This is a genomic window from Cnuibacter sp. UC19_7, from assembly GCF_042699995.1.
Lineage (GTDB): Bacteria > Actinomycetota > Actinomycetes > Actinomycetales > Microbacteriaceae > Cnuibacter.
Map to the genome: position 1 here is coordinate 1,454,794 of NZ_CP170560.1, position 14,921 is coordinate 1,469,714.

A 14,921-nucleotide genomic window follows, 5' to 3' on the forward strand; every position below is an offset into this window, starting at 1 on the left:
TCCGTCCCATGCCACTCACGCCGCTCACCCTACGCCGCGCCGCCGACGGCCCGGCCGCTGTCCGCCCAGGGCTGACATGCCCCCGCGTTCTCGCGCCGGTTCTGACCTCTCGCGCGCCCATTGACCCCGCGAAGGATCACACAGACAGCGAAACCAGGGTGAGGGGTGGGATCAGTTCTGCTGCAGCGCGCCGACGCGGAGCTGCTGCACACCCGACTCGCGGCAGGCGCCGTAGGAGGCGTCGGGGAGGTAGAGCGCGCCCGAGGCGTCGGGCGGGTAGATGCGGAAGCCGTCGACGACCGTGGGCGTGCATCCGGAGTAGTTGCCCGCCTCGCCGATGGTGAGCAGCGAGTACGCCGAGTCGCCCGGGTTCAGCGTGAAGGTCTGCACCTGCACGGTCGGATCGGGGACCGCCGCGGCGCCGATCTGCGTGCCGTTCTGGTCGCCGACGAACATCACCTGCGGGTATCCGCTCATGGTGCACGTCGTGGAGGACGTGTTGGAGAAGATCAGCTGCAGGACCGTCGACCCGGCGGTGCCCTGAGGGTCGGTGGCCTTGACGGCCAGCTGCTCGGCCGTGCACGCCCCGCCCGCCGAGGGCGTGGGGGCCGCGGTCGGCGTGGGGCTCGGCGTCGGCGTGGCGGTGGGCGTCGGGGTGGCCGTCGGCGACGGCGGCGCGGTCGGCGACGCCTGTCCGCCCTGCAGCGAGAACACCACGAGCCCGATCGCCGCCGCGACGATGCCCAGCCCCACGACGATCGCGAGGACGATCGTGGCGATCCGCCACCCGTTGCCCTGCGGCATGGACCCGGATGTGCGCGGATCGGTCACGATCGTCCCCCTGCGTCAGATGATGGTGCGGCGTCGGCCGACGGGCATCAGCCCTTCGTCGAACCGGCGAGGAGTCCGCGCACGAAGAACCGCTGCAGCGCGAAGAACACGATGAGCGGGACGATGATGGCGACGAACGCACCGGCGGTGAGAAGGTACCACTCCTGCCCGCGCGACCCGGTGATCTCCGCGAGGAGTTTCGTGATCGGCGCGATCGACCCATCCGCGAAGATGAGGGCGACCAGCAGGTCGTTCCAGACCCACAGGAACTGGAAGATCGCGAACGACGCGAGCGCCGGCATAGTCAGCGGCAGGATGATCCGGAAGAAGATCTGCCCGTGGCCCGCACCGTCGACGCGCGCGGCCTCGATGACCTCGCGCGGGATCTCGGAGACGAAGTTGTGCAGCAGGAAGATCGCCAGCGGCAGCGCGAAGATCGAGTGCGCGATCCACACCTGCGAGAACGTGCCGTTGGACGGCACCCCCGCGAAGATGAAGTCGTTGCCGACGACCACACCGCGCGAGAACAGGCTGAGCAGCGGCACGAGGGCCATCTGGATCGGCACGATCTGCAGCGCGAAGACGCCGATGAACAGCCAGTCCTTGCCCTTGAAGTCGATCCACGCGAACGCGTATGCGGCCAGAGCGGCGATGGCGAGCGGGATGAGCGTGGCCGGGATGGTGATGGCGATCGAGTTGACGAACGACGACGCGATCGTCACCTGCGAGTTGCCCGCACCGAGCACGGTCGAGTAGTTGTCGAGCGTGAAGCCCCAGTTGGAGAAGATCGTCCACCAGCCGCTGGTCTGGATGTCCTGGTTGGGCCGGAACGACGAGATCAGCAGACCGAAGGTGGGGATGGTCCAGAGCACGGCGATGATGAGCGCCGCGATGGTGGCTCCGCGTGAGGTCAGGCGGCGCTTGGTGCGCTTCGAGACCGTCTCCTCGCGCTCGATCTCGGCCTCTCCGCCGCGGAGCTGGTTGCGGGTGGCGGGGTCGACCGGCAGGTCGATCGGCTGGACGGCGCTCATCGGATCTCCCTCTGCTTCTTGATCTGCCGGGCGTTGTAGATGACGATCGGCAGCACGAGCAGGAACAGCACGACCGCGAAGGCCGCGGACCGTCCGTACTCGAAGTTCTTGAACTGGCTGTACATCTCGTTCGCGATGACGCTGGTGTCGTTCGCACCGGCGGTCATCGTGCGCACGATGTCGAACACCTTCAGGGAGGCGATCGAGATCGTGGTGATGACCACGATGAGAGAGGCGCGGATACCCGGCACGGTCACGTTGACGAACCGCTGCCAGGCGTTGGCCCCGTCGAGCTGCGCAGCCTCGATGTGCTCGGTGGGCACGCCCTTGATGGCGGCCGAGAGCACGACCATCGCGAATCCGGTCTGGATCCAGATGAGGACGACGATGAGGAAGAACGTGTTCCACGGATCCTCCTGCAGCCACTGCACGGGCTGCCCGCCGAGCCAGACGACGACCTGGTTGAGCAGGCCGATCTGGTTCTCCTCGAGCGGGCGGTACGTGTACACGAACCGCCAGATGATGGAGGCGCCGACGAACGAGATCGCCATCGGCATGAAGACCAGGATCTTGAAGAACTTCTCACCGCGGCTCTTGTCGATGAACACCGCGTAGGCGAGTCCGAAGATCGTGGAGGCCACCGGCACGACGAGCACCCAGATGATCGTGTTGAGCACGGTGCGGAGGCCCTGCGGCTGGGTGAAGATCCAGACGAAGTTGTCGATGCCCACGAAGTTGCCGCGACTGGAGAAGAAGGAGTCGATGAAGGTCTTCACCGTCGGGTAGACGAGGCCCACGATGAGCAGGATCAGCGCCGGAGCGAGGAAGCCGACCAGCTGGAAGAGGTAGCCCTGCCCCTGTCTCGACCTGAAGTCGAGGATGAAGAAGAGGCCGCCGAGGACGGCGGCGATGATGATCGCCCACCACACCGATCCGATGAGGTAGAAGGCGAGCGCCGGGAACACGACGCATGCCGCGAGGCGGATGATCGTGTACTTACGGCCTGATCGCGGGGCGATCTCGATGAAGAAGAGGATGAGGGCGACGACGATCGCGAACGCCACGACGACGATCGGGATCTGCGCCAACGGCGGCAGCTTGCCCACCCACAGGAGGAAATCCGACATGACAACCTTTCGAGTGCTTCGTTGAACTCAACCGGCCCGACGCGTCGGCGTCGTAGGGAGAACCTAGCAGGCCGTGAGAGTGAAGCGGAGGCCGTCCGACGAACCGGACGGCCTCCGCCTTCAGTGGCGGGCTCGACCTACTCGGTCGGCCAACCGCCCTCGATCTGCTCGAGCACCTGCGGCTGCGGGGTGCCGTTGATCCAGTCGACCATGCCCTTCCAGAAGGTGCCGGCGCCGACGGCACCGGGCATCAGGTCGGAGGCGTCGAACCGGAACGTGGTGTTCTCGTCCTGCAGGATGCCGATGGCCTGCTGCAGGATGGGGCTCTTCGCGTTCTTCGGGTCGAGGCCCTTGTTCGCGGAGATGACACCGCCGAGCGAGACGCGGCTGTTCGCCCAGTCGGCGCTCGAGAGGTACTCCTGCACCTTGACGGTGTCGGCGTCGTTCGAGAACGCGCCGACGATCTCGCCACCACCGGTGACGGCGGTCTCACCCGACTTCACGGGCGGGGTCACGAAGGCCCAGATGTCGGCGTCGGGGCCGACCGTGGCACCGGCGTCGGTGAGGAAGCCGTCGAAGAACGAGGCCTGGTGCGTGAGCGAGCAGGTGCCCTGCGCCATCGCGGTGGCCACGTCGCCGAAGGCGGTGGAGTTGATCGACGAGACATCGCCGTAGCCCGCGTTGACGTACTGCGGGTTGAGGAGGATGTCGCCCACCGAGGTGAAGGCGTCGGAGATGGGCTGGTCGGTGAACTTGACCTCGTTCTTCACCCACTGGTCATAGACGTCGGCGCCGGACTGGCGGAGCACCAGGTCCTCAACCCAGTCGGTGCCCGGCCAGCCGGTGGCGTCGCCCGAGCCGAAGCCGGCGCACCAGGGGGCGGTGCCGGTCTTGGCCTGCATGTCCTTGGTGAGGGTCAGCATCTCGTCCCAGGTCTCCGGGACCTTCCAGCCGTTGTCGGCGAACTGCTTCGGCGAGTACCAGACGAAGCCCTTGACGCTGGCCATGAGCGGCGCGCCGTAGAGCGTGTCGTCGACCGTGCCGTAGGCCTTCCAGTCGCTCGACCAGTTGTCGTCGACGTTCTTCGCGACACCGTCGGGAGCGGGCTGAAGGAAGCCGCGCGAGGCGAGGTCGGAGAGGAGGCCCGGCTGCGGGAAGATCGCGAGGTCGGGCGGGTTGCCACCCTGCGCCCGGATGCCGATCTGCGACTCGAACTCCTTCGACGACTCGTACTGGATGTCGATGTTGTTGGCCTTCTCCCAGTCGGCCCACGACTGCTCGAGAAGCTCGGCCTCGGTGTCGGCGATGGTGCCGTAGACCGTGACGATGCCGTCGGCCTCACCGACGGTGTTGCCGCCGCCGCTGGCGTTGCCGCCTCCGGCGTTGCCGGAGCAGCCGGCGAGAGCGAGTCCGAGTCCCGCAGCGATGGCGATCGGGACTCCGATTCGGCGAGGCAGTTTTGCCCGCATTTCTCCTCCTCATTGAGTGAATGTGATCTCTCGCAACGTGGTGCCGCGCGAGCTTTAGGGAAACCTTTCCATAAGTCTCAGGAGAGCACAAGAACCGTGTGCATCGGTATCCGATCGTGATCAACGGCGCCGAGAGAGCGCTCCCACGGAATCGCGGGCCTCTTCGCGTCGGATTTCGAGAGAGCGCTCCCACGAGCGTTACGAAATCGTGATTGTGCAAGCGTTTCCACATTCGATAGCCTGGCGAGCGCGGGCGATGGAGCTCGGCCATGAGGAGGCGGTGGTGACGGGCATCGAAGACGTCGCGGCGCTGGCCGGAGTGTCGAAGGCGACCGTGTCGAGGGCGCTGAGCGGCCGAGGCTACGTGTCGCCCGCCACGCGCGACCGGGTCTCCCACGCCGCCACGACCCTCGGCTACGTCGTGTCCTCGAGCGCCTCCAGCCTCGTCACCGGCCGATCGAACAACGTCGGGGTGATCATCCCGATCATCAACCAGTGGTTCTTCGCCAGCATCCTCGAGGGCGTCGAACGCGCACTCCTCGAGCGCGGTTACGACCTCATGCTCTACAACGTCTCGAAGAGCGGCGAGGAGCGCAGCCGGGTCTTCGAGTACTTCCTGGTGCGCAAGCGCGTGGATGCGGTCATCGCCGTGACCCTGGAGATCACGCCCGAGGAGGCCAGATCCCTTCTCGCCCTCGGCAAGCCCATCGCGGGCATCGGCGGCGCGCTCGAGGGCATCCCCACGATCAGCATCGACGACGTCGCCGCGGCCCGGCTCGCCACCGAGCACCTTCTCATGCTCGGACACCGCGACATCATGCACGTCGGTGGCGACCTCGCCGAGCAGATGGACTTCCACGTCCACTCCAAGCGCCTGAGCGGCTACCTGGAGGCGATGGAGACGGCCGGCATACCTGCGGCCGACACGAGCTTCGTCGCGACGGCCTTCGACATCGCCGGCGGCTATCACGTGGGCAAGCAGGTGCTCGGGGACCCCCGCCGCCGGCCCACCGCGATCTTCGCCGCCGCCGACGAGATCGCGATCGGCATCATCCTCGCCGCACGCGAGCTGGGGATCTCGGTGCCCGACGACCTGTCCATCATCGGCATCGACGACCATCCGCTCGCCGAGCTCTTCGGGCTCACCTCGATCCGGCAACGGCCCGGGGAGCAGGGCGAGAAGGCGGTCGAGTTCGTCATCCGCCAGCTGGAGGAACCGGGCTGGGCCCCTCCCCCGCGGCACACCGACGTGCCCGCCTCGCTGGTGACGCGCTCCTCGACGGCGCGCCCGCGCATCCGATGACGCACAGGCGCATCTCGCCCACGCCCGCGCGTATCCTCTGACGCCCCGACCCGGGAATGGAGGAAGCCCCGGGCCGCAGGGGCCCGGGGCTTCCGGAGTTCAGCGAGAGCTGAGACTACTTGAGGGTGACGGTCGCGCCGGCCTCTTCGAGCTGGGCCTTGGCCTTCTCGGCGGTCTCCTTGTTGGCACCCTCGAGGACGGGCTTGGGGGCGCCGTCGACGAGAGCCTTCGCCTCACCGAGGCCGAGGCTGGTGAGCGCGCGCACCTCCTTGATGACCTGGATCTTCTTCTCGCCGGCAGCCTCGAGGATGACGTCGAACGAGTCCTTCTCCTCGACCTCCTCGGCGGCAGCGCCACCACCGGCGGCGGCGGGGCCGGCGACGGCGACGGGAGCGGCGGCGGTGACCTCGAAGGTCTCCTCGAACGCCTTGACGAACTCGCTCAGCTCGATGAGCGTGAGCTCCTTGAACGCCTCAAGCAGTTCCTCGGTGGAAAGCTTTGCCATGATGTTCTCCTTGTGTGTGGTTTCTGATCTCACCGCGAACGTCAGTTCGCGGACTCCTGCTTCTCACGCAGCGCCTCGACCGTGCGAACGGCCTTCGAGAGCGGAGCGTTGAAGAGATAGGCGGCACCGAACAGCGAAGCCTTGAAGGCGCCTGCCAGCTTGGCAAGCAGCACCTCACGGCTCTCGAGGTCGGCCAGCTTGGTGACCTCTTCAGGCGAGAGCGGGTTACCGTCGAAGTACCCGCCCTTCACCACGAGAAGAGGGTTTGCCTTGGCGAAGTCACGCAGCGACTTGGCGACGGCCACGGGGTCACCGTGGACGAAGGCGATCGCGGAGGGGCCGGCGAGCTGGTCGTCAAAGACGGTGATGCCCGCGTTGTTGGCCGCGATCTTGGTCAGCGTGTTCTTCACCACGGCGTACGTCGCGTCTGCACTGATCGACTTGCGCAGCTGCTTGAGCTGAGCAACAGTGAGACCGCGGTACTCGGTCAGCAGTACGGCGGTCGAGCTCTGGAACTTGTCCGTGAGCTCGGCGACCGAAGCTTCCTTGTTCGCCATGGCGCTCCTCATTAGTGGTTGTCGCCGCAGGCCCCGCTCCCCTCGGAGCGGCCAGGTCACATGAAAAAAGCTCCGGCGCAGATGCCGGAGCTTGTCAGAACACACGCACGGATGCGCTTGGTCTTCACTTCGTCACCTGCGCAGGTCGTCGTTCACACGAACCTTCGATCGGTGCTTCCTTCAGGAGTGATCCCTCTGGGCACACCGATGACCGGCGGTCTTTGGCTCAGACAAGAATAGGCGGCCGTCGCCTCCGATGCAAACCGGAGGGGACGACCGCCTGTCGAGACGAATCCCGAGAGATCGCGTCAGACGCGACGGCTCCCGGTGAGCAGTCGCACGAGGAACACGATGACGGCGAGGACCAGCAGGATCAGGCCCACCCACAGCAGGAAGTTCAGCGAGCTCACGAAGCCGCCGGTGAACAGCAGGATCACCGCGATGACGGCGATGATGATCAGCAGGATGTTCATGGTGTCGTTCTCCTCTTTCAGGGACCGGGTGATCCGACCAGGAGGCTGCTCGGATGACGCGGCCTCCTGACCGGGATCGAACCTACGCGCGCAGGCCCCCCTCGGCGAGGGGTCGTCCCGATTGCTCAATCGGAGTAGAGTGATCGCCCGCACACGGCAGGGTGATGGTGAACACCGTCTTCCCCGGCTCCGAGGCCACGGTGACGGTGCCGCCGTGCGCATCCGTCACCGCCTTCACGATCGCGAGGCCGAGGCCGGTGCTGCCGGCGTGCCGCGAGCGCGACGCGTCCCCTCGCACGAAGCGCTCGAACAGGCTCGGCAGCATCCCCGACTCGATCCCGGGACCGTCGTCGGCGATGGTCACCACCGCGTGGCGCGTGCCGTCGTCGTCGCGGCCCTCCCGCGCGGCGACGGTGACCGTCGTACCCGGCGGGGTGTGCACCCGTGCGTTCGCGAGCAGGTTCGCGAACACCTGGTGCAGCCGGTGCTGGTCGGCGGAGACCTCGATCGGCTCCTCGGGGAGGTCGAGGTCCCAGCGGTGGTCGGGGCCGGCCGCGTGGGCGTCGCTGACCGCATCGACCAGCACGAGGGAGAGGTCGACGTCGCTCATGGCCAGCTCGGGCCGGGAGTCGAGGCGGGCGAGCAGCAGGAGGTCCTCGACGAGGGTCGTCATCCTCGTCGCCTCCGACTCGATGCGTCCGAGCGAGTAGCTGATGTCGGCGGGCAGCTCCACGTCGGCCCGACGGGTGAGCTCGGCGTAGCCGCGGATGGACGCCAGCGGCGTCCGGAGCTCGTGGCTGGCGTCGGCGACGAACTGGCGCACCTTGTTCTCGCTGCGCTGGCGCGAGGTGAGGGCGGCGGCGACGTGCTCGAGCATCCCGTTGAGCGCTGCGCCGACCCGTCCCACCTCGGTGCGGGTATCAGTGTCGCGCGAGGGGACACGTTCGGCGAGCGCCACCTCGCCGCGGTCGAGTCGCATCTCGGCGACCCGCGACGCGGTCGCGGCCATCCGCTCGAGGGGTCGGGTGCTCAAGCGCACCACGACGAAGCCGATGAGACCGGCGACGACCATGGCGGCCGCCGTGACGATCACGATCACCACGACCAGCTGGGTCACGGTGGCGTTCACGTCGTCGAGGGGCAGCCCGATGATGACCGCGCTCTCGCCGACGATGGTGCGGCTGAGAACCCGGTACTCGCCGATGCCCGGGATGTCGACGCTCTGCGCGTCGCCCGACGAGATCGTCGCGTCGAGCGCCTCCAGCTGCGCCGACGACAAATACTGGTACCGGCCATCGGCGGTGAGCACGAGCCCGTTGTCGACGACACCGCCCGACGCGATCGCCGCGAGCGTGCCCTCGCCCTGCCCCAGGGGGATGCCGGGAGCCGGGCCCCCGTTGCCGTCCTGCCCGCGGATGAACTGCTCCGTGCGCGCGGCGCTGTCGCCGAGCTGCGTGTCGAGCCGGTCGACGAGGAAGCCGTTGAGCACCAGGGTGCTCGTGACGCCGATGATCACGCCCGCGAGCGCGATCAACCCGAGCACGCTCAGGATCAGCGTGCGGCGGAGGGTCACAGCGAGGCGGGCTTCAGCATGTAGCCGGCGCCACGGACCGTATGGATCATCGGGGCCCGGCCTGCGTCGATCTTCTTGCGCAGGTAGGAGATGTAGATCTCCACCACGCTCGACTTGCCGCCGAAGTCGTAGCTCCACACCCGGTCGAGGATCTGCGCCTTGCTCAGCACCCTGCGCGGATTGCGCATGAGGTATCGCAGCAGCTCGAACTCGGTGGCGGTGAGCTCGATCGACTCGCCGTCACGGAACACCTCGTGACTGTCCTCGTCGAGCTGGAGGTCGCCCACGGTGACCACCGGGTCGTCGGCGTCGGCGACGACGAGCGTCGACCGCCGGATGAGGCCGCGCAGGCGCGCCACCAGCTCCTCGAGGCTGAACGGCTTCGTGACGTAGTCGTCGCCGCCCGCCGTGAGGCCCGCGATGCGGTCGTCGAGCGCATCCTTCGCGGTGAGGAAGAGCACCGGGGTCTCCTGCCCGTCGTTGCGCACACGCTGGAGCACCTGGAGGCCGTCGATGTCGGGGAGCATGACATCCAGCACGATGACGTCGGGTCGGAACTCGCGGGCCACCTGGATGGCCGCGCGACCCTCGGCAGCGGTGCGCACCTCCCATCCCTCGTAACGCAGCGCCATGGAGAGGAGGTCGGTGAGGGTGCTCTCGTCGTCGACGACGAGGGCTCGCACAGCGGTGCCGTCGGCTCGGCGCAGCTTGGGCTGCTTGGCGCTCGAGCTGGAGGCGGCGAGGAGATCGCGGTTGAGGGTCACGACTATGAGTATCCGCGCCCGGCTATGAGAAGCCTATGAGCGCGCCAAATGCCAGCCGTGCGCTCTCGTGGCGGGGCTCAGCGCCGGCGCACCCAGGTCTCGCGCATGGCGGCGAGCAGCTCGTCGGCACGGCGGACCAGGACCTCGATCTGCGACTCGTCGCGTTCGACCCACCGGCACAGCGGCGCCGCACCGATCGGGACGAACGCCTCATGCTGCTCCCACACCACGAGGGTGCGCTCGGCGCCCAGGACGTACTGCTGCCACCACACCTGGCGGAGATAGCTGCGCGGGATGCTGCGCCACGACTTGCTCGTCGTCTTGATCTCGCAGAGCGACAGGCCACCATCCGGATCGACCCGGATGCCGTCGGGCGTGGCGAGGTGCCGCGCGTCGCGCTCGGCGTGGAACAGCCCGTCGCTGGCGGCGATGCCGTGCTCCTGCAGCACCCAGGCCGCGATCTCGGGCTCACGCGCCCTGCCGTGCTCGGTGAACACGTTGCCCGAGAAGCCCGTGCCGTTGAGCTTCTCGTACGCGACCGAGTTCACGGCATCGCGGCTCGACAGCCGGGCGACGTCGGTGCCCGTCACGCCGCGAGCGCGGGCCCGGAGCCAGCCGCGACGATCGGAGCTGCGCGCCACCAGCCGCGTGAGGTGCGGGGGCACGTCGGGCGTCGTGATCGTCGGCTCAGCCTCCTCCTCCCAGGGGAAGGAGAGCATCAGCGACGTGTTCACACCAGACATTCTCGCCGATGCCGGTGACAGGGGCGCCCCTGATCGCGGAGAGTCGGAGTGACGGTCAGTCGAAGACGGCCGGCGGGATGTCGCGGCGGGTGACCGAGCCCACGCGGGCCTGCGGCACGACGTCCCGGTCTCCGGCATGGGCCGGCGCGCCCTCCCGTCCGGGCGCGCGCGCCAGGAGCACGGCGAGACCCACCAGCCAGAGGAGCGCGATGGTCGTCGCGATGAGCTCGAGCACGCCCCCGAGCTCCACCGCGAAGCGCGCGAGCGACAGGAGTCCGCCGGTCGCGGCGATCGTCCCCACCGCGACCGCGGATGCGATCGAGAAGCGGGCGAGCGCACGATGCGTCCGGTCGACGGCGACCTGCAGCATCACGAAGCAGCCGGCGGCGAACCCCACGACGGCGAAGGAGGTGTGCGTGAAGTCCTGCCAGGTGAACGCGGGTCCGTACGGGATGGGGCAGTACCGGGTGCAGGTCACCTGCGACGCCACGCCGAAGCTCACCGCCGCGATCGCGAGCACCACGGGCGGCGCGATCGATGCCAGCCAGCGCACCCCGGGCCGGATGCTCCCCGCCCACACGGCGATGAGCGCCGCTGACGCCGCCACCAGCGTCATCGCCCAGCGGAAGACGACCGCGGTGGGCTCGCCGTCTGCGCCGAGCTCGCTGACATAGAGGAACCGCGTGGCGCTCAGCCGGGCCGCCCAGATCAGCACGAGCCCCGTCAGCGCCGCCGCCGCCGCGATCACGAGCGCCGCGGTGCGGAGCCTCGTGCGCGTCATCGGGCCAGGCTATCGAGTTTCCACCGCAGTGACATCGGTGTAACACCGGCGAATCATTGGCCGGTTACGGTGGCCTGAACGCAGCGACGCGGGTCGCCCGAGCCCCATCGCGCCACCGCTCGACCAGAAAGGCACCACATGCTCGACCAGTGGACCGCATCGGGAACACTCACCCCGACCCCCGTCGTCCCCTCCGTCATGCGCGCCGCCGTCATGCCGTGCGCGGGCGACGCGGAGGTGCTCGAGGTGGCCGAGGTCCCCGTCCCGCTGCGGATCAACTCCGAGGTGCTGGTGCACGTCGCCGCCGCCGGGGTGAACCCGATCGACGCGAAGACGCGATCCGGCCGCGGGGTCTCCGCCGCGATCGAGGGGTATCCGTACGTGCTCGGCTACGACTTCGCGGGGGTGGTGGTCGAGACGCCGTACGCCGCGCATCCGCTCAACGTCGGCGACGAGGTGTTCGGCGTGATGTCGGTGCCGCGCGGCCAGGGGTCCTACGCGGAGTACGTGTCGGTGCCGTCGCTGCAGGTGACGAAGGCGCCGCGGGCGCTGACCCTCGTCGAGGCGGCGGGGGTTCCCCTCGCCGCGCTCACCGCGTGGGGCATGGTGGTCGACGTCGCCAAGGCGCACGAGGGCCAGCGGATGCTCGTGCACGCGGGTGCGGGAGGCGTCGGGCACTTCGCGGTGCAGTTCGCCGCGTACTTCGGCGCCCACGTCATCGCGACCGGCTCGCCGCGCAATCTCTCCTTCCTCCGCGGACTCGGCGCCGCCGAGGTGATCGACCACACCAGCACGCGGTTCGACGAGATGCTGTCGGGCCTCGACGTGGTGATCGACCTCATCGGGAACGTGCACGACGAGACCGGCACGCGATCGCTGTCCGTCCTCCGTCCGGGAGGGCTGCTCGTCAACGCGCCCACCGGCAGCTGGGACACGCTCGCCGCGGACGCGGCGGCGGCCGGGGTGCGATCGTCGACATACAAGTTCATCCCGGATGCGTCGACGCTCGCCGTGATCGCCCGGCTGCTCGACTCGGGCGACGTGCGGGTGCACGTCGACGAGGTGTTCCCGCTCGACCGGGCGGCGGAGGCGCACCGCGCCATCGAGTCGGGCCACACCCGCGGGAAGGTCGTGCTGCAGATCGGCGGCCTGCCCCTGTAGCGGGGCCGCGCTCGGACGCACGGACCAGACTCCGGGGGCCGGACTAGAGGGGGCGCTCCATCACGAAGTCGCTCTCGAGCGTCGCGCCGAGCCTGAAGGTCTTCCGCCCCACGCGCTCGAAGCCCGACTTCTCGTAGAAGCGCACCGCACGCGCGTTCCGGTCGTTGACGCCGAGCCACACGCCCTTCGCCGCCGTGTCGGTGGCCGCGGCGATGGTCGCATCGACGAGGGCCCGCGCCACCCCGGCACCGTGGTACTGCTCACGCAGGTACACCTTGCTCAGCTCGATCGTGGGGCGCAGGCGGAGCGCCGACGAGACATCCGCATCCGACGGCTCGCCCTCGACGAGCATCGTGTAGCCCGCGAGCTCGGAGCGAGCTCGCTCGCCCTCCGCGATCATGATGACGCGGCTCGAGTCGGCGAGGTACTCGGCGAAGCGCTCCTCCGTGAGGTTCGCCGCGATGAAGTCGGCGATGTCGGCCGGGTCGGATTCGGGCGGACAGGCCAACGGGAAGGTGGCCGCCGCCACCGCCGCCAGAGCCGTCGAATCGTTCGCCACCGCACGCCTGACCGAGACCACGCCTCTACCCTAGCGGCGCTCGGAAGACCTCTTCCTCTCGGCAGGTGAAGAGTATGCTGAGGGCGCTGACGACCTGCCGCGGGAGATCCTTCTCGCGAGAAGGTGCCGTAGGAGCAAACCCTCCCCGGGAATCTCTCAGGCCCCACACCGCGGCGGCGAGGCGACTCTGGAGAACAGCGACGTTCACACGGCGCTTACCGAAGGTGGAAGGAGCCCCCCGGGCTCCGGGACTCTCAGGTCACAGGACAGAGCGGGGAGGCGACGACGCCCGGCCGGCCCGGGCCCGATCAAGGAGCCTCCGTGACCATCAGCGCCTTCGACCTCTTCTCGGTCGGCATCGGACCGTCGAGCTCGCACACCGTGGGGCCCTGGCGGGCCGCTGCTCGCTTCACCGCCCTCCTCGCAGAGGAGGCGCTGCTGCCGCACGCGGCGCGGATCCGTGTCGAACTGTTCGGCTCGCTCGCCGCCACCGGGCGCGGCCACGGCACGCTCCCCGCGGTGGCGCTCGGGCTCGAGGGGCACGACGTCGAGACGATCGACCCCGATGAGAAGGACGAGCGGGTCGCCCGCTGGCGGGCATCCGGGCGGATCGAGCTGCCCGCGGGACCGACGCTCGACCTCGCCGAGGACGACATCGTGCTCACGCACCGGATGCTGCCCGCGCATCCGAACGCGCTCACGCTCGAGGCGCTCGATGCCGACGGACGGCTGCTCGTCACCCGCACGTACTACTCGGTGGGAGGTGGCTTCGTGATCGAGGAGGGGACTGCGCTCCTCGCGGGCACCGCTGCTGGTGGGGCGGGATTCCGGTCGGCGGTCGAACTGCTCGAGCACGCGTCCGGTGAGCTGGACGGGATCGCCGGCGTCATGATGGGCATCGAGGTCGCCGGTGGGCGGACGGCGGAGGAGGTGCGGGCGCGGCTGCTGGGCATCCGCGACGCGATGCGCGGCTCGGCCGAGCGCGGCATGACGCGGTCCGGTGTGCTGCCGGGCGGGCTCCGGGTGCGACGGCGGGCCGCCGAGTGGTTCGACCGGCTGCGGGCCGAGGATCCGGACCGGGATCCGGTCTTCGCCCTCGACTGGGTCGATCTCGTCGCTCTCGCCGTCAACGAGGAGAACGCCTCCGGTGGCCGCGTCGTCACCGCGCCCACGAACGGCGCCGCGGGTATCATCCCCGCCGTGCTCGACTACGCACTGCACTACACGCCCGAGGGACTCGCCTCACCAGACGATGCCGCCGTCCGCTTCCTGCTCACCGCCGCGGCGATCGGGTCGATCATCAAGGAGTGCGCCTCGATCTCGGGGGCCGAGGTGGGCTGCCAGGGCGAGGTGGGCTCGGCCGCGTCGATGGCGGCCGCGGGGCTCGCCGCCGTGCTCGGCGGCACGCCCGAGCAGGTCGAGAACGCCGCCGAGATCGCGATGGAGCACAGCCTCGGCCTCACGTGCGACCCCATCGGCGGGCTCGTGCAGATCCCGTGCATCGAGCGCAACGCCATCTCGGCGGGCAAGGCGGTCAACGCCGCCCGCATGGCCCTGCGCGGCGACGGCGCTCACCACGTCTCGCTCGACCAGGTGATCGAGACGATGCGCCTCACCGGCGCCGACATGCACTCGAAGTACAAGGAGACCGCCCGCGGCGGCCTCGCCCTCACCGTCGGCGTCCACGTCGTCGAGTGCTGACCCCCACCCGTGCTCGCCTCGCGCTCGGGCTCGCGGTGGGCGCGGATCTGACAGTAGTGGTGACTTCCGAGCGGTTGGGGTCACCACAAGTGTCACATCCACGGGCATCCGAGGCTGCTCCGCTGGCCTCTCGCCCGCGCCCATGAGAAGCCGGCCCGCTCGGGCGGGCCCGGGACGCGCGAATCTGACACTCATCGCGAGCTCCCGCACGCCGAGCCCACCACGAGTGTCACTTTCACGCGCATCCGCCCCCAGCCGCCCGGCCAGGAGGCGCAGACCACCCGAGCCCGGCCCGCTCCGGCCGGAGAGCCCCACGGATGCGCGGATCTGGCATGAGCGGTGA

Annotated in this window: 15 protein-coding genes and 1 riboswitch; of the genes, 3 read left to right on the plus strand and 12 right to left on the minus strand. The window is 69.1% G+C overall.

Going from position 1 to position 14,921, the window contains the following annotated elements; translation table 11 throughout:
* Nucleotides 1–171: 171 nt before the first annotated feature.
* The 4 genes from ACFJGV_RS06795 to ACFJGV_RS06810 all read right to left on the minus strand — a co-directional run bounded on the left by ACFJGV_RS06795 (nucleotide 172) and on the right by ACFJGV_RS06810 (nucleotide 4,458).
* A complete protein-coding gene (locus ACFJGV_RS06795) occupies nucleotides 172–831 on the minus strand; it encodes a DUF4232 domain-containing protein (RefSeq protein WP_378147828.1) in 660 nt (219 codons plus the stop codon).
* 47 nt (nucleotides 832–878) lie between these two features.
* Nucleotides 879–1,862, minus strand: a complete 984-nt coding sequence (locus ACFJGV_RS06800) for a carbohydrate ABC transporter permease (RefSeq protein ID WP_378147830.1) — start codon at nucleotides 1,860–1,862, stop codon at nucleotides 879–881.
* Nucleotides 1,859–2,989 (minus strand): carbohydrate ABC transporter permease, encoded by a 1,131-nt coding sequence (locus ACFJGV_RS06805; RefSeq protein ID WP_378147831.1) that lies wholly within the window; start codon nucleotides 2,987–2,989, stop codon nucleotides 1,859–1,861. The genes ACFJGV_RS06800 and ACFJGV_RS06805 overlap by 4 nt, the downstream gene beginning before the upstream one ends.
* Nucleotides 2,990–3,126: 137 nt before the next feature.
* Complete coding sequence (locus ACFJGV_RS06810; RefSeq protein ID WP_378147833.1) at nucleotides 3,127–4,458, minus strand: ABC transporter substrate-binding protein; 1,332 nt, start codon at nucleotides 4,456–4,458, stop codon at nucleotides 3,127–3,129.
* Nucleotides 4,459–4,741: 283 nt separating this feature from the next.
* Between ACFJGV_RS06810 and ACFJGV_RS06815 the strand changes: the two genes are divergently transcribed.
* Entirely contained in the window at nucleotides 4,742–5,761 is a 1,020-nt protein-coding gene (locus ACFJGV_RS06815; RefSeq protein WP_378147834.1) for a LacI family DNA-binding transcriptional regulator, read from the plus strand.
* 115 nt (nucleotides 5,762–5,876) lie between these two features.
* Here ACFJGV_RS06815 and rplL read toward each other — a convergent pair whose 3' ends face one another.
* The 7 genes from rplL to ACFJGV_RS06850 all read right to left on the minus strand — a co-directional run bounded on the left by rplL (nucleotide 5,877) and on the right by ACFJGV_RS06850 (nucleotide 11,157).
* Nucleotides 5,877–6,266 carry a 50S ribosomal protein L7/L12 gene (gene rplL, locus ACFJGV_RS06820; protein ID WP_378147835.1) on the minus strand — a complete coding sequence of 130 codons (390 nt, stop codon included), beginning with the start codon at nucleotides 6,264–6,266 and terminating at the stop codon, nucleotides 5,877–5,879.
* 41 nt (nucleotides 6,267–6,307) lie between these two features.
* A complete protein-coding gene (rplJ, locus tag ACFJGV_RS06825; protein WP_378147837.1) occupies nucleotides 6,308–6,823 on the minus strand; it encodes a 50S ribosomal protein L10 in 516 nt (171 codons plus the stop codon).
* A gap of 308 nt (nucleotides 6,824–7,131) precedes the next feature.
* A complete protein-coding gene (locus ACFJGV_RS06830; protein WP_174604479.1) occupies nucleotides 7,132–7,296 on the minus strand; it encodes a hypothetical protein in 165 nt (54 codons plus the stop codon).
* Nucleotides 7,297–7,378: 82 nt separating this feature from the next.
* Nucleotides 7,379–8,869 carry a sensor histidine kinase gene (locus tag ACFJGV_RS06835; protein WP_378147839.1) on the minus strand — a complete coding sequence of 497 codons (1,491 nt, stop codon included), beginning with the start codon at nucleotides 8,867–8,869 and terminating at the stop codon, nucleotides 7,379–7,381.
* On the minus strand, nucleotides 8,866–9,633 hold the full coding sequence (locus ACFJGV_RS06840; protein WP_378147841.1) for a response regulator transcription factor: 768 nt from the start codon (nucleotides 9,631–9,633) through the stop codon (nucleotides 8,866–8,868). Before ACFJGV_RS06840 ends, ACFJGV_RS06835 begins: the two co-directional genes overlap by 4 nt.
* 77 nt (nucleotides 9,634–9,710) lie before the next feature.
* A complete protein-coding gene (locus tag ACFJGV_RS06845) occupies nucleotides 9,711–10,352 on the minus strand; it encodes a YqaJ viral recombinase family protein (protein WP_378148654.1) in 642 nt (213 codons plus the stop codon).
* A gap of 79 nt (nucleotides 10,353–10,431) precedes the next feature.
* Entirely contained in the window at nucleotides 10,432–11,157 is a 726-nt protein-coding gene (locus ACFJGV_RS06850) for a DUF998 domain-containing protein (RefSeq protein ID WP_378147843.1), read from the minus strand.
* A gap of 138 nt (nucleotides 11,158–11,295) precedes the next feature.
* Between ACFJGV_RS06850 and ACFJGV_RS06855 the strand changes: the two genes are divergently transcribed.
* Nucleotides 11,296–12,318, plus strand: a complete 1,023-nt coding sequence (locus ACFJGV_RS06855; RefSeq protein ID WP_378147845.1) for an NADP-dependent oxidoreductase — start codon at nucleotides 11,296–11,298, stop codon at nucleotides 12,316–12,318.
* A 43-nt stretch (nucleotides 12,319–12,361) separates the two neighbouring features.
* Here ACFJGV_RS06855 and ACFJGV_RS06860 read toward each other — a convergent pair whose 3' ends face one another.
* Nucleotides 12,362–12,898 (minus strand): GNAT family N-acetyltransferase, encoded by a 537-nt coding sequence (locus ACFJGV_RS06860; RefSeq protein WP_378147847.1) that lies wholly within the window; start codon nucleotides 12,896–12,898, stop codon nucleotides 12,362–12,364.
* A gap of 156 nt (nucleotides 12,899–13,054) precedes the next feature.
* Nucleotides 13,055–13,157: riboswitch (glycine riboswitch) on the plus strand.
* Between the two features lie 41 nt (nucleotides 13,158–13,198).
* Here ACFJGV_RS06860 and ACFJGV_RS06865 point away from each other — a divergent pair.
* Nucleotides 13,199–14,578 carry an L-serine ammonia-lyase gene (locus ACFJGV_RS06865; RefSeq protein WP_378147849.1) on the plus strand — a complete coding sequence of 460 codons (1,380 nt, stop codon included), beginning with the start codon at nucleotides 13,199–13,201 and terminating at the stop codon, nucleotides 14,576–14,578.
* Nucleotides 14,579–14,921 lie beyond the last annotated feature (343 nt).